The sequence below is a fragment of the Maribellus mangrovi genome (genome assembly GCF_037646455.1).
Classification (GTDB): domain Bacteria; phylum Bacteroidota; class Bacteroidia; order Bacteroidales; family Prolixibacteraceae; genus Draconibacterium; species Draconibacterium mangrovi_A.
This window is the reverse complement of sequence record NZ_JBBIXN010000003.1, coordinates 73,632-98,690: the sequence shown is the minus strand read 5'-3', so window position 1 is coordinate 98,690 and position 25,059 is coordinate 73,632. Positions and strand designations below refer to the sequence as shown.

At 41.7% G+C, this 25,059-nt stretch carries 23 protein-coding genes and 1 tRNA gene; 9 read left to right on the top strand and 15 right to left on the bottom strand.

Features of this window, described 5'->3' with window-relative positions; all coding sequences use genetic code 11:
- Window positions 1-5 precede the first annotated feature (5 nt).
- From WFY05_RS13325 to WFY05_RS13295, 7 genes are all read right to left on the bottom strand, one after another.
- On the bottom strand, window positions 6-938 hold the full coding sequence (locus WFY05_RS13325) for a DMT family transporter (RefSeq protein WP_340113384.1): 933 nt from the start codon (window positions 936-938) through the stop codon (window positions 6-8).
- Window positions 939-1,144: 206 nt separating this feature from the next.
- Entirely contained in the window at window positions 1,145-1,792 is a 648-nt protein-coding gene (locus WFY05_RS13320; RefSeq protein WP_340113383.1) for a hypothetical protein, read from the bottom strand.
- Window positions 1,793-1,816: 24 nt separating this feature from the next.
- A complete protein-coding gene (locus WFY05_RS13315; protein WP_340113382.1) occupies window positions 1,817-2,308 on the bottom strand; it encodes a hypothetical protein in 492 nt (163 codons plus the stop codon).
- 14 nt (window positions 2,309-2,322) lie between these two features.
- Entirely contained in the window at window positions 2,323-3,042 is a 720-nt protein-coding gene (locus tag WFY05_RS13310; RefSeq protein WP_340113381.1) for a head GIN domain-containing protein, read from the bottom strand.
- Window positions 3,043-3,180: 138 nt separating this feature from the next.
- Entirely contained in the window at window positions 3,181-4,275 is a 1,095-nt protein-coding gene (locus WFY05_RS13305; RefSeq protein WP_340113380.1) for a hypothetical protein, read from the bottom strand.
- Window positions 4,276-4,289: 14 nt separating this feature from the next.
- Window positions 4,290-4,796, bottom strand: coding sequence for a hypothetical protein (locus WFY05_RS13300; RefSeq protein WP_340113379.1), 507 nt, complete (start codon window positions 4,794-4,796; stop codon window positions 4,290-4,292).
- A gap of 25 nt (window positions 4,797-4,821) precedes the next feature.
- The gene (locus WFY05_RS13295) at window positions 4,822-5,382 is read right to left on the bottom strand and encodes an RNA polymerase sigma factor (RefSeq protein WP_340113378.1); all 561 of its coding nucleotides are present in this window, start codon (window positions 5,380-5,382) and stop codon (window positions 4,822-4,824) included.
- 161 nt (window positions 5,383-5,543) lie between these two features.
- Here WFY05_RS13295 and WFY05_RS13290 point away from each other — a divergent pair.
- Window positions 5,544-5,619 (top strand) — tRNA-His (locus tag WFY05_RS13290).
- Window positions 5,620-5,661: 42 nt separating this feature from the next.
- Here WFY05_RS13290 and WFY05_RS13285 read toward each other — a convergent pair.
- Window positions 5,662-6,519, bottom strand: a complete 858-nt coding sequence (locus WFY05_RS13285; RefSeq protein ID WP_340113377.1) for a hypothetical protein — start codon at window positions 6,517-6,519, stop codon at window positions 5,662-5,664.
- A gap of 281 nt (window positions 6,520-6,800) precedes the next feature.
- Here WFY05_RS13285 and WFY05_RS13280 point away from each other — a divergent pair, with 281 nt between their 5' ends.
- Both WFY05_RS13280 and WFY05_RS13275 read left to right on the top strand, forming a co-directional pair.
- Window positions 6,801-7,418, top strand: coding sequence for a fasciclin domain-containing protein (locus tag WFY05_RS13280; protein ID WP_340113376.1), 618 nt, complete (start codon window positions 6,801-6,803; stop codon window positions 7,416-7,418).
- A 185-nt stretch (window positions 7,419-7,603) separates the two neighbouring features.
- Complete coding sequence (locus WFY05_RS13275) at window positions 7,604-9,079, top strand: glycoside 3-dehydrogenase (protein WP_340113375.1); 1,476 nt, start codon at window positions 7,604-7,606, stop codon at window positions 9,077-9,079.
- A gap of 194 nt (window positions 9,080-9,273) precedes the next feature.
- On the opposite strand, the gene pyrF is transcribed toward WFY05_RS13275, so the two are convergent.
- From pyrF to WFY05_RS13255, 4 genes are all read right to left on the bottom strand, one after another.
- Window positions 9,274-10,107 carry an orotidine-5'-phosphate decarboxylase gene (gene pyrF / locus WFY05_RS13270; RefSeq protein ID WP_340113374.1) on the bottom strand — a complete coding sequence of 278 codons (834 nt, stop codon included), beginning with the start codon at window positions 10,105-10,107 and terminating at the stop codon, window positions 9,274-9,276.
- Between the two features lie 37 nt (window positions 10,108-10,144).
- Entirely contained in the window at window positions 10,145-11,230 is a 1,086-nt protein-coding gene (prfA, locus tag WFY05_RS13265) for a peptide chain release factor 1 (RefSeq protein WP_340113373.1), read from the bottom strand.
- Window positions 11,231-11,242: 12 nt separating this feature from the next.
- Window positions 11,243-12,412, bottom strand: a complete 1,170-nt coding sequence (locus tag WFY05_RS13260; protein WP_340113372.1) for an AIR synthase related protein — start codon at window positions 12,410-12,412, stop codon at window positions 11,243-11,245.
- Window positions 12,413-12,517: 105 nt separating this feature from the next.
- A complete protein-coding gene (locus WFY05_RS13255) occupies window positions 12,518-14,182 on the bottom strand; it encodes an AMP-binding protein (protein ID WP_340113371.1) in 1,665 nt (554 codons plus the stop codon).
- Window positions 14,183-14,410: 228 nt separating this feature from the next.
- Here WFY05_RS13255 and WFY05_RS13250 point away from each other — a divergent pair, with 228 nt between their 5' ends.
- Window positions 14,411-15,067, top strand: a complete 657-nt coding sequence (locus WFY05_RS13250; RefSeq protein ID WP_340113370.1) for an HD domain-containing protein — start codon at window positions 14,411-14,413, stop codon at window positions 15,065-15,067.
- A 61-nt stretch (window positions 15,068-15,128) separates the two neighbouring features.
- Window positions 15,129-15,518, top strand: coding sequence for a VOC family protein (locus WFY05_RS13245; protein WP_340113369.1), 390 nt, complete (start codon window positions 15,129-15,131; stop codon window positions 15,516-15,518).
- A gap of 29 nt (window positions 15,519-15,547) precedes the next feature.
- Here the strand turns inward: WFY05_RS13245 and WFY05_RS13240 are convergent, their stop codons facing one another.
- The 3 genes from WFY05_RS13240 to gpmI form a co-directional block, all read right to left on the bottom strand.
- Entirely contained in the window at window positions 15,548-15,886 is a 339-nt protein-coding gene (locus WFY05_RS13240) for a hypothetical protein (protein WP_340113368.1), read from the bottom strand.
- A gap of 229 nt (window positions 15,887-16,115) precedes the next feature.
- Window positions 16,116-16,691, bottom strand: a complete 576-nt coding sequence (locus tag WFY05_RS13235) for a DUF3109 family protein (RefSeq protein ID WP_340113367.1) — start codon at window positions 16,689-16,691, stop codon at window positions 16,116-16,118.
- A gap of 70 nt (window positions 16,692-16,761) precedes the next feature.
- Window positions 16,762-18,300: a 2,3-bisphosphoglycerate-independent phosphoglycerate mutase gene (gpmI, locus tag WFY05_RS13230; RefSeq protein WP_340113366.1), complete on the bottom strand. Its 1,539-nt coding sequence runs from the start codon at window positions 18,298-18,300 to the stop codon at window positions 16,762-16,764.
- 276 nt (window positions 18,301-18,576) lie between these two features.
- Here gpmI and WFY05_RS13225 point away from each other — a divergent pair, with 276 nt between their 5' ends.
- From WFY05_RS13225 to WFY05_RS13210, 4 genes are all read left to right on the top strand, one after another.
- Window positions 18,577-21,081, top strand: coding sequence for a hybrid sensor histidine kinase/response regulator (locus WFY05_RS13225; protein WP_340113365.1), 2,505 nt, complete (start codon window positions 18,577-18,579; stop codon window positions 21,079-21,081).
- 76 nt (window positions 21,082-21,157) lie between these two features.
- The gene (locus tag WFY05_RS13220; protein ID WP_340113364.1) at window positions 21,158-22,435 is read left to right on the top strand and encodes an MFS transporter; all 1,278 of its coding nucleotides are present in this window, start codon (window positions 21,158-21,160) and stop codon (window positions 22,433-22,435) included.
- 82 nt (window positions 22,436-22,517) lie between these two features.
- Window positions 22,518-23,864, top strand: coding sequence for a sigma-54-dependent transcriptional regulator (locus WFY05_RS13215; RefSeq protein WP_340113363.1), 1,347 nt, complete (start codon window positions 22,518-22,520; stop codon window positions 23,862-23,864).
- A gap of 176 nt (window positions 23,865-24,040) precedes the next feature.
- On the top strand, window positions 24,041-24,955 hold the full coding sequence (locus tag WFY05_RS13210; protein ID WP_340113362.1) for a FeoB-associated Cys-rich membrane protein: 915 nt from the start codon (window positions 24,041-24,043) through the stop codon (window positions 24,953-24,955).
- Window positions 24,956-25,059 lie beyond the last annotated feature (104 nt).

Here is a 25,059-nt window from a genome sequence, read left to right as displayed (position 1 = left end):
TTTTTCTATCCTTTTCGCTGTGTACTGAATTCCATCGTTCCCAAACTACTTTTCTTTCGTCGTTGCCTGATTTGTGCCAGGAACAAACCTGAAACAACAATCACAATTCCTACGATTTGCTGAATACCAAGATTGTCCTTCAAAATAAAAAATGAAAGGATTGCCACAAAAACCGGAATCAGGTTAATAAATGTATTCGAGAGGTTAACACCTAAATTCCGGATAGCCTGTGTAAAAAAAACGAAGCCCAGCGTTGAAGAAAAAACCGCCAGAAAAACTATGGCGCGAAAAGCCTGCGGATGAAAAGGCTTACTTATAAAATCCTGAAATTCGAATCCCAGCCAAAGTGGCAAAAACATCACAACTCCAATAATGTTTTGCCAGGCAATGATTGACATGGTATTGTAACGTCCCACCAGGCTTCGCAAAACTATGGAATAAGAAATAGCGGCAAATACAGCCATAAATTCGAGTGCAACGCCAAGTGGCGAAGCATCGAAACGAAAAGAGCCGTTTAATACCACTAAACCTACCCCGATGAATGAAAACAGCAGCCCGACAATGTTCATCCAGCGAACTTTCTCGCGGTGAAAAAACCAGGCAGCCACCGGCGTAAACAGCGGAATAGTGGCCACGATTACCGCAGCAACGGTTGACGAAATGTACATTAAACCATAGCTTTCGCCAATAAAATACAGAAAAGGCTCGAACAACGACATTAGAATAAACAGCCATATGTCTTTTTTTGCAGGCAGTTGAAAGCGTTTCAAAGCCCCGGCGATGACTCCCATCAACACCGCAGAAATGGCAAGTCTGAAAATTACAACGGTTATCGGTTCGTAACCCAGATAGGCAATTTTAAACCAGATAAAGGAGAAACTCCAAAAAAAAGCCGCTCCCAAAGCCGATGCATAAGCCAGAAAGTTTTTGTTTTTCATATTAATGACTGAAGCGGCAAAAATAATGAATTAAGTAGAAATGCTGTAATAAACAGGAAGTCGAAATAGATCCTGAAACAAGTTCAGAATGACACCGCAATATACTTTATACACACGAAACTGAGGGAGTCAATCCATGCAAAAAGTGCCTTCACAAAAATGCCGGAACAAAATTGCCCCGGCATTTTCTGAAAAACTCACTCCTCCTAAAACTTCCCAAATTTGAAAGTCATTCCAAAATTAAATCCATTCAACACATCATCATCTGTTTCGTACAATTCTATTTCTGAAGTAAAACGATAGCTGGCATATGCTGCAGCTCTGAAAAACCGGGTAAGATTAAATTCAAGTTCTACTGCAGGTTCGACCACAAAAAACAGGTCGTGATCATATTCATGTCCAGTATGATATGGATCGATGTCCCATTCCCAACCCCAGCCTGTGTTTTCAACGAGGGCAATGCCTCCCATTCCCACCAGTATAGGGAATGAAACATGAACGGGTTTTGTTCCTGCAATTATGGATTCAATAAACAGTCCACCATAACCACCGGCCAGCATAAATCGGTCTTCAGGATTATCGTGACTGTAGCTGCTGTAATCGAGGTTGTTGACAAAACCATATCCTCCCAAACCAATGGCAAAGGAGTGATCGAAAATAAATGCTCCACGGGCTCCGCTGATCAGTGCATCGCGGCCGGCAATTTGCGAATAACCCAACGAAAATGCACCGTAACCCCCGTTACTTTTTCGTTTTGTAAAAATGGTTTCCACCTCATCGTTTGTGTAGTCGTCTTGTGCGCCGGCATAGAACGCGGCCATAATTAACACAAGTACAATGCTTAATTGTTTCATTTTTCTGAATATGTTTAATTGTTTTTAAAATAGATATTTCACGGTAAAGGCAAAGTCGAAGAGTTGCACATTGAACATCTCGCGACCTAGGAGATCGAAGTATGGTTTAACCTCGAAACCCAGCGAAAGCGGGACTTCATAAAAAAGGTATTCGACACCGACCAAACCATCGAGCCCGGCCAAAAATGCGGTTCTATCTTCGTACCAACTGGTGTTACCCTCCACGTAATGTTTGTCCCATTGCTCGTAACCGATGTGCATCCCGGCACCGTAAAACAGCACCAGGCGATCTGAAAATTCAAAAAGGTCGTACTGATGAAATTCCTTAAAAGCATAAAACTGAACACCTCCATCGCGTGTTCCCAGCAGGAATTTGTATGAATTGGCATCGTCGGTATAAAAGCGGTATTCGAAACCGGCTGTTAAACCACCGCGGATACCAATCGCATTTTCAAAAAGCTGAGCAAATCCAAGGGTAGGCAAAACGACAAATAGTATAAGGAATGCTTTTTTCATAAGGCTGAGGTTTTTTATTGGTGATAACTGACGATGTTTCCAGAGCCGGAAATGCTGGTGTCGATACGCGGATTTCCGTCATAATAAACATTGCCACTTCCCGAGATTCGTACATCAAGATAATCCTCAACATTGATCCACATATTTCCAGATCCTGAGGTTAAAGTGTGACAGCTTTTAACCTGCATGTTGATACCTTTTACATCGCCCGAACCGCTAATTGTTAGTTGAGCTTCATCCAAACTACCCGCAACGTTTATTCTGCCCGATCCTGAGAGCAATATGTCAGCTGATTCGGCCCCAAATTCAGCATCTACTCTTCCCGATCCCGAAAGTATGAGATCGAAATGATCGCTGTCGAAATAATCCGAAATAATGGTACCCGATCCACTCTGTACAATTCCTTCCAGCTGTGGCGTGTAGATATAAACTTCCATTGGTACAACTGCTTTTACACTGTGTATTCCATCGATATCGATATGCAGTGTTTCACCAGACACATATGTCTCGATGTACTGTAGCAGGTTTTCGTCGGCCCGGAGTGTAATTTCAGCTTCTTCGCTGTTGGTAATATACACTTTGAAATCTCCATCCGATTTTACTTTACTAAAACTGGTAACTGTTCGTGTTTCGCTGGCCGGATGTCCGTTTCCTGTAACGTTAATTCGATCGAGACAGCTGGTGGAAAGAAGTGCAATAATACCTGCAAACAAAAGTGGTGTAATTGTTTTCATGATTAAAAATTTTTCTGTTCTTGTTTAATTGTTTTCACGACCTGAGGCTGGCGACCTCAGTTGGTCATCGAATTGTTTTCATTTATAGGGACAGGTGATTTTTTTGAGGGTTGCAACTTTTCTTTAAAAAAGTGAAAATTATTTCGAGCGAATACTCAAACTTCCCGAATCCGAAGTAATATTGAGTTTTGGAGCGGCTTCAGAAGACTCGCCAAAACTACCTTTCATCGTAACTGTTTTTTCATCTTCGCTTATCGTTTCATCGGTAACATTCATGGTTTCATCCAGCGATAGAACGGTCTTTGTTCGGTTGATTTCGAAATTGAACGAAGATTCGCGGTTGAAGTATAAACTGATATCGGTTGACTTTGACTGAATGATCATGCCTCCGAAATCGGAAGCGGTTTCGTTAATTTCAATGTCGCCATATTCGGCCCTGATATTTGCCCTGTCGGTAAGTTCTTTTATTCTGAAATTGGAGAAACTTCCCTGTGCATCCAATAGGTCGGCGTGCTGAATACGAAACTTATCACGACGCGACTCGGCATTCAGTTCCATCACTTCCTGCAAATCGAACTCGGTAGATTTACTGATAATGCGAATCGATTCTGCTTCTTTTAAATAGAGCTCGCTAAAATTACAATCTAAGCGTCCCTGTTTTATTGTATTGATGGTGGCATCGGCAAAGTTCAGCGTCAGATCGATATTATTGTAAAAGTCATTGGCTTTCAGGTTTCCGTTCGACAGGTTGATCCAAACTTCTCCCTTATAATCACCAATAAAAATATCGCCAAATTTATTTTCAATTTTCAGTCGGTTGGTTTCGGGGATCCAAACCGTATAATCCACCTGAATATTTCCGTCGGAACTCAGCAAAGTCTCTTTAAACTTCTTAAACTCCTTCGCCAAACCTCCCTTGTTTTTCTCCACTTCGGTTCGTACAATCAGGTAATTCACGCTGCTGGTGACATCGAATTCAATGTTCCGCATGGATTCTTCGAGTTTCGAGAGCTTCTTCTCCTCAACCCTGATACTGATCTCGAACACTGCAGAATCCTTATCCCAGGTATTGATATCAATTTTACCGTACTTATTGGCAATTTCAATCTGGGTTTCGGGTGACACAGAAAATTGACGGACCACCTGACGGGTATCGCTGAACTGCGCCTTTGACGAGAACGAAATCAGACCAAACACCCAAATGAAATATCCTGCTATAATGTAACTCTTCATGGATTACTCCTTTCTTAACAATTAATTTGCTCCAATACGTCGTCGCAAAGTTTTAACCTATAGCGATTGTTCTCGATCATGGCTTCAATAACACTTTTGTTCGAGATATTTTCATCCAGATCGGTTTTCAAGACTTTGTACATATCTTCCAGTTCGTTGAGATCGGTCTCGATTTCACTTTTCAATTCCGGATAGGTATAGTAACATTTCTTTATTTCCTTGAGTTTTTTATCCACCTGGTGCGAATAATAAGCTTCGGTTTCCATCAATTCCACGATTTCCGGATCGGCATTACGGGCCATCATATTCGACGATAATATACCTGATTGCCAAACCAAAACGGTACTGACAAGTGCAATCACCAAAACAGCGGCAATACGCATAAAATAAGTTCTGAACGGGACTACCTTTTTACGGCTGGTATTCTCCGCGATCTTCTTCCAAAGTTCCGGCGATGGTTCCCGAAAATCGAACTCTTCGCGATTGGCACTCACAAATTCCTCTAACCTGTCTTTCTTCATCGTTATCCGATTTTAGTAGTATCCGTTAATCTTCTGTAAATCCTTTTAATAATTCGGCCACCTTTCGTTTTGCTCGCATGTACTGGCTTTTCGAGGTCGACTCTGTAATGCCCATAATCTGGGCAATTTCGCCATGGTCGTATCCTTCCATCAGGTAAAGCGAAAAAACCATTCGGCTTCCTTCGGGTAATTGTTCCATAGCCCTGTTCACAAGTTGAACCGTATAACGTGGTTCTGCTTCCACTTCTTCGAAAACATTACCTGAATACACCTCTTCGCAATACGTTAGTTCAACTTTTCTTTTATTCATGGCATTAATACACGTGTTTACAACAATGCGTTTTAACCACGAACCGAAGCTGGAATCGTATCGAAACGAGTCGAGTTTCATAAAAGCCTGTGTAAATGCATCCTGCAACATATCTTCAGCCTCTTCGCGGTTGTTCATCATACGGTAACTCACGTTGTACATAGCCTTTGCATACAGCTGATACAACTGGTAACGGGCACTCTCATTTCCTTTTTTACATGCCTCAATTATGTTTTTATGTATGTGCGCCTTGTTTCCCAATTGTGCAACTTTCATTATTAACGACAAGAAAAAGATACAGGGGTTGCAACGATTATCACAATATGTGTATTTATTTTTTTTGGAAATTACCTGAAATTCGGAATGGAATTTTGTTTTTTGGTAATTTTAAGTTGACGAACAAATAAAATATTTATATTTGCACCCGCTAATCAAATGGTGGATGTAGTTCAGTTGGTTAGAACGCTGGATTGTGGTTCCAGAGGTCGCCGGTTCAAATCCGGTCTTCCACCCAAACAAAGAAGCTTCGAAGAGATTCGGAGCTTTTTTTATAAACTATCCCTCCAAATATTTCCAGCCCTTGATCTCTTCAAATTTTTTATAACCTTCTTCCACCGAAGGATGTGTCAGCAGAGATTCAACACTTACTTCGGGCAGCTCTTTTTCGAGGAGATTTTTACGTACAAAAATAAAGTTGAAACCAAGTTCGTTGGCACCAATCAAACGATAGCCTTTTCTATTGGCCAGCTTATTCATGGCCACCGGTGATGCTCCATGATAAACCGGATGCTTCCCGGGGAAATAATAATCGGGATCATAAGGAACAACGATGTTATTCATTCCAAATTCGTTGTGCGTTTCAATAATCACCACCTGGGGATCGACGATGTTGATGGCATCCCAGATCCAATAGTCGTTGCCGTCAATATCGATCGATAATAAACCAATTTCACCTTTAAAACCCGATTCCTGGATCAACTCATTTACATTTTCGCGGGTCACTTTAGCGCAGGTAAATTTAGGCTGATAAAACCACGGGTGCGGGTATTTACTGAAAAAAATTTTGCCCCGACTGATACTTTTGGAATTCCCATCGATAAACAAACCATACCAGCCGAAATTAAAATACAGGTTGGCCGAATTGCTGTTCACCCCATCATCAGAGCCAATCTCAACAAAACGTTTGTTCGTCATTCCCAGCAACGAAAAAATAAACAACAGTTTTCCGTCTTCCTCGAATTGTGAGTACACCCGAAATCCTGTTTCATTCAGTTTCGGGAGATGATTATCGAGCAACATCTTACGGTACTGCAGGTACATGTTTCGTTGTTCTATCTGTACCGAAGGATACATCCGGTTTCGGACTTTGGTGATCAGAAATTTATCTTTTAGGAAATCTTTGAGTTTTGACATGCGATCTTGATCAATTTTATCAGCTAAAGATAAGTAGAATAAACGTATGTGATTAATGCATTCATTTTTAAGAGAAATCCGGAAAACAACAAATGGCTCCAATCACATAAAACTTATTTAACTTTTTTTAACAAATAGTTTAAACTCCTAATAAAAATGTATTTAAATCATATTGTTTATTTTTTCAATTTATTTTTTAAACATTTTAATTCATTCAAAGTTATAGTGAGTGTAACATTTAAAAATTAAAGAAAATAAAAACTCTAAATCTTATTAAAAAATTGAACTTACGAATTTTTGCACTTGCAACCATATTGGGAAATGGGTTGATGACAGTAAGTTGTGACAAGCCAAGTGATGATTATGTGCCAACAGTTTCGGAAGATATGGAATTGAAAGCCGGAAAAGCGTTGAAAAAAGGTGACTTGAGCATCGCAGAAATTGCGCTCATCGACGACGGCGAATTTGAAGAACTGGTTGCTGCGTTGTTATACGTATATGACAGCTTGGGAACAGGACTGGTAGATATGTTTCTGAATGGAACAGACCAGTACACCGTGTTTGCACCGACAGATGCTGCATTTGATTCACTTTACTCAACATTAGGTATTAGCGCCATAACCGATCTCGATGCAGAACTGGTTTTAAATGTGTTGTTATACCATGTAACAGACAGACGCAGCGCTGCTCACAGTGTAGTACCAAAGAATAACCCGCGCACTATTCAAACTTTACTTGAAGAGGCTTCCTTTAAGGTAGACAATATGGGAATTATCTGGGCAATTGGTAACACCGCCAATATTGGAACTGATGAAGACGATAAACCAATGATTAACATTTCAGCATCCAATGGAATCATTCACGTGATCGATGCCGTAATATTACCGATAGAGGTTTAATAGAGATAAAACGTCATGATAGTTTTTAAGGGCTGTACTGTAAGGTACGGCCTTTTTTCTTTCCTTTCAACGGACCACCGTTCTTAACACACGTAAAATTTTGTTAATCTTTCTTCAATTTTCTAAAATAATAGGCAGTACTCTATATTTTTTCTATTTTTCCGCAAGGTTTTGAAAAACAACACATGGGAACATTATCACGCAGAAAATTTATCACTACAGCTTCAGCAGGAGTTGCTGCAGCAACCATTTTACCTTCGAATGTGATTGCCGGTTTCGGACACAAAGCACCCAGCGATAAACTGAATATTGCCGGGATTGGTGTCGGCGGAAAAGGATTCACCAACCTGAAATTCATGGAAACCGAGAACATTGTCGCCCTTTGCGATGTGGACTGGGAATATGCAGGGAGAAATGCTTTTCCACGGTGGCACAGAGCCACGCAATACAAAGATTTCAGGGTGATGTTTGAGCAGCAAAAAGACATTGATGCCGTGATGATTGCCACACCCGACCACACACACGCACTTCCTGCGTTGATGGCGATGCGTGAAGGGAAACATGTTTTTCTGCAAAAACCACTGACTCATTCGGTTTATGAATCGCGGATTTTAGCCGAAACTGCTCAACGATATGGCGTTGCTACGCAGATGGGTAACCAGGGAAACTCAGCGGAAGGCATCCGTCAAATTTGCGAATGGATTTGGGCAGGAACGATTGGTGAAGTCACCCATGTTGACACCTGGACCAACCGCCCAATTTGGCCCCAGGGATTATCGCGACCCGAAAAAAGCAAACGTGTCCCTAAAACCCTTGACTGGGATTTATTTATCGGTCCGGCACCGTTCAGGGAATACAATCCGGTTTATCACCCGTGGAACTGGCGTGGCTGGTGGGATTTTGGAACCGGTGCTCTTGGTGATATGGGCTGTCACATTCTCGATCCTGTTTTTAAAGCGCTCAACCTGCAATATCCCGATAGTGTTGAGGGAAGTTCAACAGCATTCAATAATGATTCGGCACCGAATGCCGAATTTGTGCGTTACGAATTTCCACGACGCGACAACTTACCAAAAGTAGCCATGCCCGAAGTTACGGTTAACTGGTACGACGGAGGTTTTATGCCTCCGCGACCCGATGAACTAAGAGACGGCGAACAAATGGGCGACGATGACGGTGGCTGCATTTTTTACGGAACACGAGGAAAGATCATGTGCGGGACTTATGCTGCTAATCCAACCTTGTTGCCAACTTCGGAAACGGCAAATTTTGAACCCCCGAAAATGATAATCAGAAGAATTCCGAACGCAATGGAAGGCGGACATGAACAAGACTGGATTCGTGCCTGTAAAGAGAACAAAAACAGCCGGGTGGAAGCTTCTTCGAATTTCAGCTACGCCGGGCCATTAAACGAAATGGTAGTAATGGGCGTTTTGGCCGTTCGCTTGCAGAGCCTGAAACGCAAATTAAAATGGGATGGTCCAAATATGCGTTTTACAAACATTTCACCCTCTGATGAACTGCGTATTCTTACCAAGGATAATTTTGAAATCGTCAATGGCGATCCTCGTTTTAATAAAGATTATGCAACGCTGCCTGCCCTTGGAATGGCTGACGAATGGATACGACATACCTATCGTAAAGGCTGGGAACAGATTTAATTCTATTTAATCCTGTTAAATCGTCACTCCGTCCCGATAGTTATCGGAATATTTCGGAATCTGGCAATTAGATCCTGAATCCGTCAGCTGACGGACAGGATGACGTTAAAAAACATTGGTCTTCAGAAGAAGACAAAAAGAAAAGGGTAGCAATTTCAAACTGCTACCCTAAATATTTTCATTAAAATTTACTTCTAAATCAGACCTGCTTCAGCAAGCAACACTTCCATTTCCTTTTGAACTTTTTGAGCTGCATCTCTTGCTTTCCCGGCAAAATCAACATCGGGTGAAGCATAAATAATTCCCCTCGATGAATTCACGAGCAAGCCGCATTTGCCGTTCATACCATTTTTAGCTACTTCCTGCAGGCTGCCTCCCTGTGCACCAACACCCGGGACCAAGAGAAAATGGTTCGGAACAATTTCACGGATCTCTTTTAATTTTTCAGCTTTTGTGGCACCAACTACATACATCAGGTTCTCCTCAGTTCCCCAGTTTTGCGACGTTTTCAGCACCGTTTCAAAAAGCTTATCACCGGTTTCTTTGTTCTCAATTAACTGAAAATCGGCCGCTCCCTGATTCGAAGTCAATGCCAGCAAAATCACCCATTTTTCAGGATAGGTCATAAATGGTTTTACCGAATCTTCACCCATGTATGGAGCAACAGTAACCGCATCGTACTTTTGCTTATCGAAAAACGCACGCGCATACAGATTGGATGTATTCCCGATATCACCGCGTTTCGCATCAGCAATAATAAAGATGTTCGGGTACTTCGATTTTACATACGAAACTGTCTTTTCCAGACTCACCACTCCCCTCGATCCCTGACTTTCGTAAAAGGCCAGGTTGGGTTTGTAAGCTACTGCAAACTCGGCTGTGGAGTCGATAATTTCCTTGTTGAAAGAAAACATCGGATCGGAAGTATCGAGTAAATGTTGTGGTATTTTTTGGATATCGGTATCCAGACCAACACAAAGAAAGCTGCGTTTCTTTTGTATCTGTTCAAAAAGTTGTTGTTGATTCATATTGAATAGTCTGAAGTCAGGAGACTTCCTTTATTTATTAGATTTCTGCTTCTTTCAGTTTCTCAGCATTCTCCTCGAACATCAGCTTCTCGATGATCTCGTTGATTTCACCGTTGATGATCGCCTGCAGGTTGTACAATGTGAGGTTGATACGGTGATCGGTTACACGACCCTGCGGCCAGTTGTAGGTACGGATTTTTGCCGAACGGTCGCCGGTAGATACCATGGTTTTACGTTTCGATGAAATTTCATCTACATATTTCTGGTATTCCATGTTGTACAAACGTGTACGCAATTCGGCCATCGCTTTGTCCAGGTTCTTCAATTTCGATTTCTGATCCTGGCAGGTTACCACAATTCCGGTTGGAATGTGCGTTAAACGAATAGCCGAATACGTGGTGTTTACCGACTGTCCACCCGGTCCCGACGAACAGTATTCATCGCGACGGATGTCTTCATTCTTCAGTTCCACATCAAATTCATCAGCCTCGGGCAAAACAGCAACCGTAGCTGCCGAAGTATGCACACGTCCCTGCGTTTCGGTTTGTGGTACACGCTGTACCCGGTGCACGCCCGATTCGTATTTCATTATTCCATATACACCTTCGCCGGTAATATTGGCAACAATTTCCTTGAAACCACCTGCGGTACCTTCATTGGCATTGGTCACCTCCATACGCCAGCCTTTGCTTTCACAAAACTTGGAATACATACGGAATAGGTCGCCGGCAAAAATACTAGCTTCATCGCCACCTGTACCGGCACGAATTTCAAGAATAGCGTTTTTACCATCTTCCGGGTCGGCAGGAACAAGCAATAACTTGATCTCTTTTTCAATCTCCGGAAGTTTTGCCTGTGAATCCTCGATCTCATCACGCGCCATCTCACGCATTTCTTCATCACTTTCTTCTGCCAGCATTTCTTTCCCGGTTTCAATATTGTCCACCAGGTTTTTGTATTCCTGAAACTTAGCAACCAGCTTTTGCAGGTTTTTGTATTCCTGATTCAGCTTCACATAGCGTTTCATATCAGCAATTACTTCCGGATCGGTAATTTGCTGCTCCACTTCTTCAAAGCGGTGTTTTATCGTTTCAAACTTCTCTAATAATGCGTACTCTGCCATCTTCTTTGTCTATCAATATTCAAAAGTGCCGTTCTCCGACTTAATGGTAAGTTTCTTACCCTCGGACGGCTCCACTTTTCCAATAATTTGCGCATCAATGTTAAACGATTTCGAAATCCCGATGATTTCATCCGCCACATCGGCACCACAATATATCTCGTAACGGTGCCCCATGTTGAACACCTTATACATTTCTTTCCAATCGGTTCCCGACTGCTCCTGAATCATACTAAAAAGCGGTGGAACCGGGAACATGTTATCTTTAATTACATGAACTCCATCAACAAAATGCAGCACTTTGGTTTGTGCACCACCCGAACAATGTATCATTCCTGAAATTTGTTTCCGATACTTGTCGAGTACTTTTTTGATTACCGGCGCATAGGTACGTGTTGGCGATAACACCAACTTGCCTGCATCAATTCCAAGTCCTTCAATCGCTTCGTCAAGCTTTTTCTTTCCTGAATAAACCAGCTCGGAAGGAACCTGCGGATCAAAACTTTCGGGATATTTTTCGGCCAGGTAACTGGCAAAAACATCGTGGCGGGCCGAGGTTAAACCGTTGCTGCCCATTCCTCCGTTGTATTCATCTTCGTAAGTTGCTTGTCCCGAAGAAGAAAGCCCAACAATTACATCGCCGGCTTTTATTTGATCGGCCGAAACCACATCCTCTCTTTTCATGCGGCAGGTCACCGTCGAATCAACAATAATAGTACGAACCAGGTCGCCAACGTCGGCAGTTTCGCCACCGGTTGAATAAATGTTGATCCCCATTTCGCGAAGTGTGGCCAGCAATTCTTCGGTACCGTTAATAATGGCGGCAATTACTTCGCCCGGAATGTTGTTTTTGTTTCGCCCGATGGTTGATGATACCAAAATATTATCGGTTGCACCTACGCAAAGCAGGTCATCCACATTCATGATAAGTGCATCCTGTGCAATGCCTTTCCAAACCGAAATATCCCCGGTTTCTTTCCAGTACATGTACGCCAGCGATGATTTCGTTCCTGCTCCGTCGGCATGCATAATGTTGCACCAATCGGCATCGCCTCCCAAAATATCGGGAACGATCTTGCAAAATGCTTTGGGATACAATCCTTTATCTACATTTTTAATGGCCGCATGAACATCTTCTTTTGAAGCCGAAACTCCCCTGGCACTATATCTCGATTCGGTTACCATTTACTTTGCGATTTTTGTGGCTACAAAATTAACAAAATCTGAAGACCTGTAACAAAAAAAGGAAAGCCTTCGATAAAGCTTTCCTTTGCATTAATATCTTTGTAACTAAGCGTATAAAAAGCGCTTGATTTTCTTTGTAGGTGTACGTTCAAAAGGCATCGGCTGCAGAACTACCTGGCTGATCCTTGAAAACTTGTTAACTTCCTGATTCACCTTTTTGTGGATTTCATTCAATATTTCATCCGATTTATCAGAGATATACTGTTTAGCTTCCAGTTTCAGGTGCTGAAACTGCTCTTCAATTTCTTCCCTGTTCAAATGAATCATAGCCACCAGTTTCCCTTTTTTCTCCACCACCAGCGACTCCAGCACAAAACGCATTTTGTTGATCACTGATTCAATTTCTTCAGGGTATATATTTTCTCCGCTTGCCCCAACAATCATGGTCTTTATACGGCCTTTAATGTGCAAGCGATTATTCTTATCGAACATTCCACGGTCGCCGGTTCTGAACCAACCATCTTCCGTAAATACATCCTTCGTAATATCCGGAGCTTTGTAATACCCTTTCATCACATTTTCGCCTTTGGCCTGTATTTCGCCTTCACCGGTTTTTGGATCAGGATCGGCAATACGCAGCGAAACACCTTCCATCGCGATTCCGGTCGATCCGACTGCCCTGTTTTTACCAACTGCCCCAGCTAAAAGTGGCGCGGTTTCGGTAAGGCCGTAACCAATGGCGTAAGGGAAACCACCTTCATACAGAAAACGCTCAACGGCATCGTCGAGTTTTGAGCCACCTATTCCAAAAAAGTGCAGTTGTCCGCCAAACGTTTTCATCAGTTTCTTAGCGGCTATCTTATGCAATACAATTCGCGTCGGTGCAAAAGAACTCAGAAAACGCATTAACGCATTTTTCTGAAAAGTCGGCAACACTTTCGAACGATAAACTTTTTCGATAATAAGTGGCACCGAAAGCATTACTGTCGGTTTAACTTTTTGAAAAGCCGGCATCAACACAGAAGCCACAGGAGGTTTCTTCAGGTAATGAACAGATGCACCGTACATTATCGGTAACAGAAATCCAACGGTATTTTCGAGTGTATGTGAAAGTGGCAAAATCGATAAAAACCGGTCATCGGAATTGATCTTTTGCAAAGTCCTGCTCTGACGTGCTGTCCAAATCAGGTTCTTGTGTGTTAACATCACTCCCTTTGAATTTCCGGTTGTTCCGGAAGTATAAATGATGGATGCAAGATCTTCTTCTTCAACAGAAACCCCATCAAATTTCTCCACTTTTACCGGCAACGACGACTCCAGAATTTTCAGATGGTCGGCAGGAGTTGCTTTTGGAATAATCGCAAAATTCTCCATTAAAACCATAGCTGATAAAAGATCGCCGGTTTCCGTTCCTACGCTGTGATACAATCCTTCAGAAACAAACAAAATCTTTGATTCGGAATGTTCTATTATGGTGTAAATTTCACGTGTATGAAAATCGGGCAAAATAGGCACGGCCACGGCTCCAACTTTTGAAATGGCAAAAAATACTTTTCCCCAGTTTGGCATGTTGGTGCTCAATATGGCCACTTTGTCGCCTTTTGCAACTCCAAGTTCCAAAAGCATTTCGGCCAACAAATCAACCTCCTCTCCCATCTCGCGGTAAGTGTAGTCCTTATCACCGGCAAATACGATGGAAGTTTTATCTGAATAAGTCTTTACGGCATGTTCAAACATCGCCGGTAAAGTCAATTTATTATTATATGTCATAGATATCCCTCTCACTGTCTGATTCGTAACTCTCGCTTTTATAAACGATTACAAATACTTATTGGCTGCAAAATTAGAAAAAAACTATTTCCTGATACGGTGACTCAGGTCGCATTCAGGCTTCTTTGGCATTCCAGCACTGGATATCAGCATATTACGAAGAAATTGGGGAAAATATTAACTTTTATTATGCTTTTGGGATTGTTTATATTTGACAAAATTTGAATCATGAATACGAATATTCGATACAATTACATCCTGAAAGCTACCAGGCAATACATTAAAAACCACTTTGAGGCAGAAGGATCGGGGCACGACTGGTGGCACATTTATCGTGTAAAAAACCTGGCATTAAAAATAGCTCAAACCGAAGATGGAGACTCTTTTATTATTGAACTGGCGGCCTTGTTGCACGATCTTGACGACTGGAAACTTAACGGAGGTTCTGAAGAATCGCTTACTTCGGTCTGGCTGATGAAAATGGATTTGCCGGATGAAGAAACTCAGAAGGTACTGCAAATCATCCACGAAGTATCGTACAAAGGAGCCGGAGTTGCTACACCGGCAAGTTCGATTGAGGCCAAAATCGTTCAGGATGCCGATCGACTTGATGCCATTGGCGCCATTGGAATTGCGCGCACTTTTGCTTATGGAGGAAATAAAAACCGTTTGATCTACGATCCGGCTGTTCAACCCGAAATGCATACCAGTTTTGATGAATACAAAAAAACAACAGCCCCTACTATCAATCACTTTTACGAGAAACTACTGTTGTTAAAAGACAGGCTGAATACCAAAACGGCAGTTCAGATTGCCCAAGCCCGTCATCAGTTCATGGAAGATTTTTTGGAACAGTTTTTTAAGGAATGGGAAATTAAAAATTAATGGTGCCTATGGCTTTTAAACAAAACCTTTTGTAAATTTAAAAGGACATAAAACGAAAACCATGAGAATAGAACACTTAGGAATCTGGACCTACAATCTGGAAGGTCTCCGAAATTTTTACATGCATTATTTCGACGCTTCTTCTTCCGAAATATACTACAACCACAGCCGGGAGTTTCGCTCCTATTTCCTCACTTTCGACGGAGATTGCCGGATTGAACTCATGGAAATGCCAAACATTCCAAAATCGAAGAACGACCCGATCAAACAGCATTCGGGCATCATTCATTTTGCCATTCAGGTGGGTTCCATCACCAGGGTAAAAGAGCTGACCGAAGAATTACGCAAGGACAGTTTTAAGGTGATCAGTGAGCCCCGAATTACCGGCGACGGTTATTACGAAAGTGTTATTCTCGATCCGGAAGGCAATCGGGTTGAAATTGTGGCTTAATTCAAAGAAAAATAATCTGATCGTAAATTTCAGGGCTGCGCAGTAGAATCGGCAGGACACTCCCAAAGCAATATCTGACGTGTTTTATTTTCCCAGAAATCAGCGCGATCAACGATTTCCCAGTCTACCGGCTCACCATCGAAATGGTAAATTTCGCAATCGATACACGACCAGTAATTGCAGTATACGTGGTAAAAAAACTCCTCCTTGTAGGTGTATCTTTTAATGGTGCATCCTACACAGCCCGACTCTTCGAGCTCCGCAATTCTGGCTTCGAGCCACACCGGAGTTAAAACCGGATCGGGTTCACGGTCTTCGCAGGATAAAGTGATCAGGAATAATATGGAAATAAAATAGAATTTGCGCATCCTCAAATTTAATGAACCTGAGGGTTTAAAACAACACTACCAGCTGTGATAAATTTACTCTTTGTTGCGGAGATCCGCTACTAGAAGTGATCGTTAGTGACGCTTAACATTTCTTTATGATCTGTAAAACCCAGAAATTGAGCTCCTTCATATTAATAGTAAACAATGGTAAAATGATTTGTAGATTCAAAATTTGTAGTCTCCAAAAAATGAATCAGGATATATTGCATTAACGATCTTTCTGCAAATACTCAGCAGCCATTTCAACCTGAGTATACCACTCTTCACCGTATTTTTTGATGAGCGGCTCTTTTAGGAATTTGTATAGTGGTGCTTGTTGCGATACGCCACACTCACGGCCGGGCTTACAGATGTCCAGTTCCTGATAGTTAACCGCATCAAATCGTTTGTACTCGGTAATGCGGATAGGAAAAAGATGACAGGAAATAGGTTTCCTGAATTTGGATTTGCCTTCGAAGTGTGCTTTTTCGATGGCGCACTTTAATATGCCTCGTTCATCGAAAAAACTATAAGCACACTGACGGTTATTTACCAGCGGAGTTACAAGATCGCCATCACTGTCGATAAGCGAAAAGCCTTGTTTTTCAATTTCCTTTTTGTGCTTTTTAGGGAGGTACTTTTCAAAATTGGGATACTCTTTTTCAATCGATACGGCTTCTTCATCGGTAAGCGGGGCACCCGAGTCACCTTCAATACAACAAGCGCCTTTACATTTTAATACGTCGCAAACAAAGTGCTTCTCAAAAATATCGTTGCTTAATATGGTACGGCCAATTTCGATCATTTCAAATATTCCGAGAGAATTAGGAAAAAAATCCGACCCCTGATTTTGAGGCCGGATTTCTGTATAATAATTATGCTTTTCCCCTGATCAAGTTTTTACCGGTCATTTCAGCCGGTACCTCAATACCCATAACATTTAACAATGTTGGTGCTACATCGGCCAATACGCCGTTCTCCAGTTCAATGCCTTCTTTGTCTGAAACAAAGATACAGGGAACCGGATTTAATGAATGTGCAGTATTTTCAGAGCCGTCGGGATTTACAGCATTATCTGCGTTTCCATGGTCGGCAATAATCAGAACATCGAAACCACCTTTACGGGCAGCGGCTACAACATCTTTTGCGCAGGCATCAACGGCCTGAACAGCTTTGTAAACGGCTTCGTAAACTCCGGTGTGTCCCACCATATCGCCATTGGCAAAATTCAAACACACAAAATCAGCTTCACCATTTTCCAGTTTCGGAACAATGGCATCGCGAACTTCGGGTGCCGACATTTCGGGCTGAAGATCGTAGGTTGGAACTTTTGGTGACTGGATCAGGATCCGGCTTTCACCCTCAAATTCATCCTCGCGACCACCGCTGAAGAAGAAAGTTACGTGAGCATATTTTTCGGTTTCTGCAATTCGAATTTGCTTTTTACCGGCTTTCGAAACAATTTCACCCATCGTATTTACTACATTTTCTTTGTCGAAAATAACGTTGATCCCTTTGAAATCGGCTTTGTAATTGGTCATGGTGTACCACTGCAGATTCATGGTGTGCATGCCGTATTCCGGCAGGTCTTCCTGAGTGAATGCAATAGTTGTCTGACGCAAACGGTCGGTTCGGAAGTTGAAGCAGATCACCACATCGTCTTCTTCAATTTTAGCGAGTGGCTCACCATTGTCGTCAACCATAACGATCGGCTTCATAAACTCATCGGTTATCCCGTTATCGTACGATTTCTTGATGCTGGCCAAAATATCGGTTGAAGCCTCACCTTTTCCCTGTGTGTAAAGGTCGTATGCCAGTTTCAAACGATCGTAGTTTTTATCGCGATCCATTCCGAAATAACGGCCAATCAACGATGCGAATTTACCGTTGGTTCCTTCCAATGCTTTCAGGTCGTTCTCCACAAAACCATAACCCGAACGCGGGTCGGTATCGCGACCGTCGGTTAAACCATGAACAAATACATCTTCCAGTCCCATGTGGGTAGCAATCTGGCACAATGCAACCATATGTGAACTCAAGGCGTGAACTCCGCCGGGGCCGATCAAACCGATCAGATGTACTTTCTTATTATTTTCTTTGGCGTAATTATAAGCTTTTACAATCTGTGGATTCTCCCATAACGACTTATCGCGGATGGCTTTAGTGATCTTTACCATGTCCTGGTACAAAATTCTTCCGGCACCAATGTTTAGGTGACCTACCTCCGAATTTCCCATTTGTCCGTCGGGTAATCCAACATTTTCGCCGCTTGCCAGAAGTTGAGAGTGCGGATATTTTTCCATTAATGAATCCATAAAAGGTGTTGGAGCCGTTGAAACGATATCGTTTTTCGATCCATCGCCGATTCCCCATCCGTCGAGAATCATCAGTAAAGTTTTCTGATTATCAGCCATTTTATTCTGTTTTTCTTATTAACTAAATTTGAACGGACAAAAGTATCCTTTTTTAAATCATTAATGAAATAACAGTCAACTTGTTCAAACGGATTTAACATTCTTTTGGGATTCAATTCCTGAACGAATGATTTTTAAGTAATGAACAGTAAAAGCTACATTTGTAAAAACAAGCTTCAGAATAAACTTGTTCCGGATCGATAAACAGTCATTCCGGATTTTGGCATTAAACTTGTTTTCGGTGCAAACGTATATTTCAAAACGTGATTCAAACATATGAAAAGAATAAAAATTGAAATACCGATCATTTTGCTGACAATTGTGATGCTTGCATTAATGGCATTATCTGGAAACCTGGTTTATAAGAGCCTTTCTAAGATCGTGAATTCGATGGAGAATGAATCGACACCCGATAACAAACTACTTTTAGTAAAAGATGTGAATTCAGAGCTAAATGAACTGGAAAACATTGTAAAACTATACTCACTTAGCGAAGAGCAAAGCTACGTTAGCGAATACTTCGAGATCAACAATTCATTGAATAGCAAGCTTACCGATGTAAAGGGAACGGCAATTTTAGACTCGCTAAATCAACCGCTTCTGGACTCTATCATCACGCTGTCTTATCAAAAAATGGGGATCTGGGAAAAGATTCTGAACCTTCATCTCTCTAAAAAAAATGAGCACGAAGCGTTTGATCAGTACTTCGAAACACTGGATACTGTAATGATTGTTCAGGACACTTTCTATTATGAAGAACCTGAAAAGGAAGGAGTTTTCAAGCGGATTTTTGGGAAAAACCATGAACCATCAAAACCAGTGGATACAACACTGGTCAATCAGGACACGACACAAATTGAAGAAGCTAAAAAAGTACCATTTTTCAAGCGAATTTTTAAGGGGAAATCAGAACCTCCAAAGCCAATAATTGTAGATCGCACAGTTGAAAAACAAATACTTCGTCAAGAAATGCAGGATCTTGAACAGGAGATCAGAGAACGAAACAAGGAAATTTCATCGATTGAAACTGACTACCTGCAAGAGAACCTAAAGTTAAATGAAGCTCTATCGAAAACCATTAAACATCTCGAATCGAACGAACAGGAAAGCTTGCTGAAAAAATCGGAGGATGCCGATATATTGGCCAATCAAACATATCAACGTTTAGCCACATTCGCTCTATCACTTATCCTTTTGATGATCCTGGTTCTCTTCCTGTTTTTCAGAGACTTGAGAAAATCGAGAGCTTATCAAAAAGCATTGCAAGCAGCCAAAACACAGGCCGAAAACCTGGCACGCACCAAAGAACTTTTTGTAGCCACAGTGAGCCATGAAATGCGCACTCCCGTTAATGCGATCCACGGATTATCGGAACAGCTGATCCAGCAAAAACACAATACCAAAACGCAAAAAGATCTGCAGGTGATTTACGAATCCACCCAACATTTAACCGAACTCGTAAATGACACCTTCGATTTTACACGAATTGAAAATCAGCGTCTTCAGCTAAAACCCGATGACTTTTCGCTGAACGATTTGATCGATAAACTGGAAATGTATTACCACGAAAGCTCGTCGGCAAAGAACATTCATTTCGAAGTGGAAAAGAATTTCGAAGGAACACTGGTTTTATTTGGCGACGACGGACGACTTAAACAGATATTAAATAACCTGCTTACAAATGCCATTAAGTTTACTGATGACGGACGAGTAAAACTAAAAGCAGAGGCCAATGAGCAAGACGATAAAGTCTGGCTTTCCTTCGAAATTTCGGATACAGGCATTGGCATTGCCAAGGAAAGTCAGCAACGTATTTTTGACGATTTTGTACAACTGGAAAGCGACATCAATAAAAAAGCGGGCGGCACCGGACTGGGACTTTACATTGTAAAAAAACTGGTTGATCTGCTGGACGGCGAAATAAATCTGGAAAGCCAGCCCGGCAAAGGAACCACCATATTTGTAAAGCTGCCTTTTGAAAAAGGTGATCAAACAAAACTTCTCAAAAACGTAAAAAGCAAGCCGACACCGCCAACTTTGAGGAACAAAAAAGTGCTGATTGTTGACGACGATGAATTTAACCGGCACCTCCTTAAAACCATTTTCGGCAAATGGAAAATCGATTTCGATGAAGCCGAAAACGGAAAAGAAGCTGTCGATCTTTCAGAACGAAACATTTACGCACTGATTTTAATGGATATTCGGATGCCGGTAATGAATGGAATTGAAGCCACTCAAAAGATAAAGGCTTCGGGCAACGGTGCTAAAATTATTGCCTTATCGGCTAACACGGGCAACGAAATTGCATCTACCTCTGATGCCGGATTTGATGGAAACATGGAAAAACCATTTACCGAAGCTGCATTGTACAACCTGATAGAAACAATATTAGAAGGTCAACCAAAACCGGAAGAAGCTCAGCAGGAAAAAGGAAGTACTGCACCTGATTTAAACGAATTGGAGCGCATGGCAAACGGCGACCCGAAATTCATGCAGGAGATGATCTCGCTTTTCATTAAAACCAGCGAAAGCAGCTTGCTGGCTATGAATGATAACCTGGAAAAGGAAAATTTTCAAGCCATTGCCGATCTGGCACATAAACTAGCGTCTCCTGTAAAATACATGAATGTAATCGGAGTTTACAACACCTTAAAAGAATTGGAACAGTTGGCTAAAGAAGGTGATAAACCAAAAATTATTGCCCAAAAAGTCACACAGCTGCAGTCCGAAATCGAAACGCTGAATGATGAACTAAAGGTGATGCTCAAAGATAAGTTCTAATAAGTAAATTTTACTTTCCGAATCCGGCCATATTCAATACATTTGTTTTTTTACTAAAAACCAAATCCGGAATTCTATGCACAATAAACAAGTTACAATACCAGGATGGCTGCGGTGGGTAGCACTGGTAGCCGTTAGTCTCACCATGTTTGGAAGCTACTATATGTACGATAGCGTTGCATATGTAGCTAAAGATTTTATCGAACTACTGGGCTTCAGCCAAACAAACATCGGTCAACTGTATACCATGTACAGTATTGCAGCAGTGATTGTTCTTTTCTTTAGTGGTGTTTTTATTGACAAATACGGTACACGTGTTTCCATGGTATTGTTTGGTGCTATCTGTAGTTTGGCCGGTTTTGTTACCGCATTTAGCGACAATTTATACATCATACTGATCGGTAGATTTATTTTAGGATTTGGAAGCGAACCATTAATTGTTGCACTGACTGTTGCCCTGGCAAAATGGTTCAAAGGAAAAGAACTTGGTTTTGCATTGGGGATCAATCTGCTGATTGGCCGGGGCGGATCTTATTTTGTAGACCGCTCGAATGCATGGGCCAGCTCGATATATGATATGGGATGGCAGCCGGTATTGTACCTTGCCGCCGGAATTGGATTACTTTGCTTTTTAGGCGGTGTTATCTATTTTTTTATTGAACGGTGGACACAGAAAAGATATGTGCTTGGCGAAGCTGAAGAAACCGAAAAACTCGATTTTAAAGGTTTGTTTAAATACAGTCCTTCGTTCTGGTATGTGGTAATTCTTTGTTTAACCTTCTATTCCGCCATATTTCCGTTTCGTGGATTTGCCCCTACATTTTACCAGGATGCACATGGTGTAACAGAACAAATGGCCGGTAAACTGAATAGTGTTTTAATTATGGCAACCATGTTTGCCACACCGGTCATCGGGCTTTTGATCGACAAAATAGGGCGCCGCGCACTGATGATGTTGATAGGATCAGTGATTATACTGCCGGTATATTTGATGTTCGCCTACGGAAACATGTCGTTATACATACCCGTAACTTTAATGGGAATTTCATTTTCGCTCATACCTGCAGTAATGTGGCCTTCGGTAGCTTACATTGTTGAAGAGAGCAAGCTGGGAACCGCTTATGCTTTGATGACTTTATTACAGCAGATTGGAGTAGCAGCAATGGCGTGGTTAATTGGCGTAACCAACGACGCTTCAGGAGCATCGGCAAGTAATCCGGAAGGATATATTCCCGGAATGTGGGTATTCAGTATACTTGGATTCGTAGGCTTGTTGTTCAGTTTTCTTTTGCGCAGAGTAGAAACAGGACCGAAAGGACACGGACTTGAAGAACCAAGCGGTAGCAAAACTTAATTTAATTCCGTAAAACAGAACAATACCGGGTGCAAAAACAGAGTTTAGAATGACGGAAAACCGAAAGCAGAGATAGTGTAGCATGGAAGTTAAAAACATAAAAATATTTGTTGTTGAAGACGATGAATGGTACCGCCGTTTACTGGTACACAATCTGTCGATGAATCCCGATTACGAGATCAAGGCCTTCGGAACCGGCAAAGAATGTTTGAACAACCTTCACGAACTTCCTGATGTTGTTACGCTGGATTACCGCCTGCCTGATATGAAAGGGCTTGAGGTATTAAAGCAGATAAAAGCGATAAATGACGATATTCAAGTAATCCTTATTTCGGAACAAGACGATATTGAAGTGGTTGTAGACCTGCTAAAACATGGCGCCTACGACTACATTGTTAAGTCGAAAGACATACGCGAACGCCTCTTGAACACGGTCAATAATATTAGCAAGGAATTCAAGCTTAAAGACGAGATCCGCTCGTTGCGGCAGGAGGTCAAAAAGAAATACAGCTACCAAAACACGATTGTTGGGAACAGTCCGGCCACCCAAAAAATTTACGACCTGATTGAGAAGGCCACACGCACCAATGTCACCGTTTCCATCAGTGGCGAAACCGGAACCGGAAAGGAACTGGTGGCCAAAGCTATTCATTACAATTCAACTCGGGCCAAACAACCTTTTGTTCCTGTGAATATGGCTGCCATACCAACCGAGCTCATCGAGAGCGAACTTTTTGGTCACGAAAAAGGAGCATTTACCGGGGCAGCTGCCCGAAGGATCGGTAAGTTTGAAGAAGCCAATTCCGGGACATTATTTCTCGATGAAATTGCAGAAATGGATATCTCGTTGCAAGCCAAACTGCTTCGGGCACTTCAGGAAAAAGAAATCATCAGGATAGGTAGTAACAAACCGGTAAAAATTGATTGCCGCATCATAATTGCTACCAACAAAAACCTGCTTGACGAGGTGAAAAAAGGAAATTTCAGACAAGATCTTTACTACCGCTTTTATGGTCTGCCAATCGATTTGCCACCTCTCCGCGAACGCGGAAACGATACTATTCTGCTGGCTAAAAATTTCATCACAACCTTTTGTAAAGAAAATAAAATGGAGCCTAAAACACTGGCACCGTTAGCCTCAAAAAAACTGCTGGCCTACCCCTTTCCGGGAAACATTCGCGAACTAAAATCGGTGATCGAACTTGCTGCTACACTGACGGATGGCCACGAGATTGAAGCAGAACATTTATTATTGGACGATTCAACCGACCTGGAAAGCCTTTTCACCGAAAACATGACGCTTCGCGAATACAACCTCAGGCTAGTAAAAAAACTGCTCGACAAATACGACAATAAACCCAAGGTGGTTGCCGACAAGCTCGACATTGGTGTAGCTACCATTTACCGGATGCTGAAAGAAGACGAATAAAACCCCCATGGATTATCATTTTGATAATTCACTATCATATTGATAGACTATCTCCATCTCCCCGAAATTTCAATAAACTGATTTTTTGACGTTTAGCTCTCTTTAAAATTTATGGCACACGACTTGGCTATATAGTAGCAAAGTATTTCACTTTAATAAAAAAGGAGGAACAAGTCATGAAAAAGAACAGAAGATCACAGATAGCCACTACCGTGCTTGCGTTGATTATTATTGCTATAGTTGCTTTTGCCGGTGTTTCTATCTACAAGAAAAAGACAGGTGAAATTAATTCCCTTCAAACCGAGAAACTGAACATTAACGAAGAACTTGCTGCACGCGACTCCATGGTTAACGAACTAGTTGGCGCATTTAACGATATTGAGGATAACCTGAGATTCATCAAAGAAAAGCGTAAAATGCTTTCCATCGAAACTCAGAAAGAAGGTGGACGCGATCAGAAACAAGCCATTATCGATGATATTGCTCTAATGAACGAGATGCTGGAAAAAAGCAGTGAGCACATCGATCAGCTGGAAAAAAGGCTTAAAAGAGCAGGTATCGAACTGAGTTCATTCAAAAAGAAACTGGCGAATCTGAACCAGAGCATTGAAGAACAGAATTCAGAAATTCTGGCGCTCCAAGAGAAGCTCGAAGAAAAGGACATTCTGCTGGCTGAATTGAACAGCAAAGTTGATACCATGGCGATTATGATCGCCCAACGTGAGGACACTCTTCAGGTTAAAGAGCAACAAATAATGGACAAAACCATGGAGCTGAACAGAGGTTTCATCGCTTATGGCACTTACAAGGAACTGGCTGAACACGGTGTTTTGAAAAAAGACGGAGGATTTCTTGGACTAGGTAAACAGGTTTCATTACAAAACAATTTGGATGAGTCTTATTTCACCCAGCTCGACATTCGCGACACCAAAACAATACCATTGTTCAGCAACAAAGCGACAATTATTTCGGAACATCCCGACAGCTCATACAACTTTATTGAAGAAGATGGCATGATTGCCTACCTGGAAATTGAAAATCCGGAAGAATTCTGGAAGATATCAAAATACGCAGTAATAGAAGTAAAATAACCCTTTATTTTTTATCTGTTGAGATGCCGCCGGCAGAAAACCCGGCGGCTTTCAACAACTTTTTGAAAACAATTAAATAAGGAATTATTGAGATTAAGTGATAA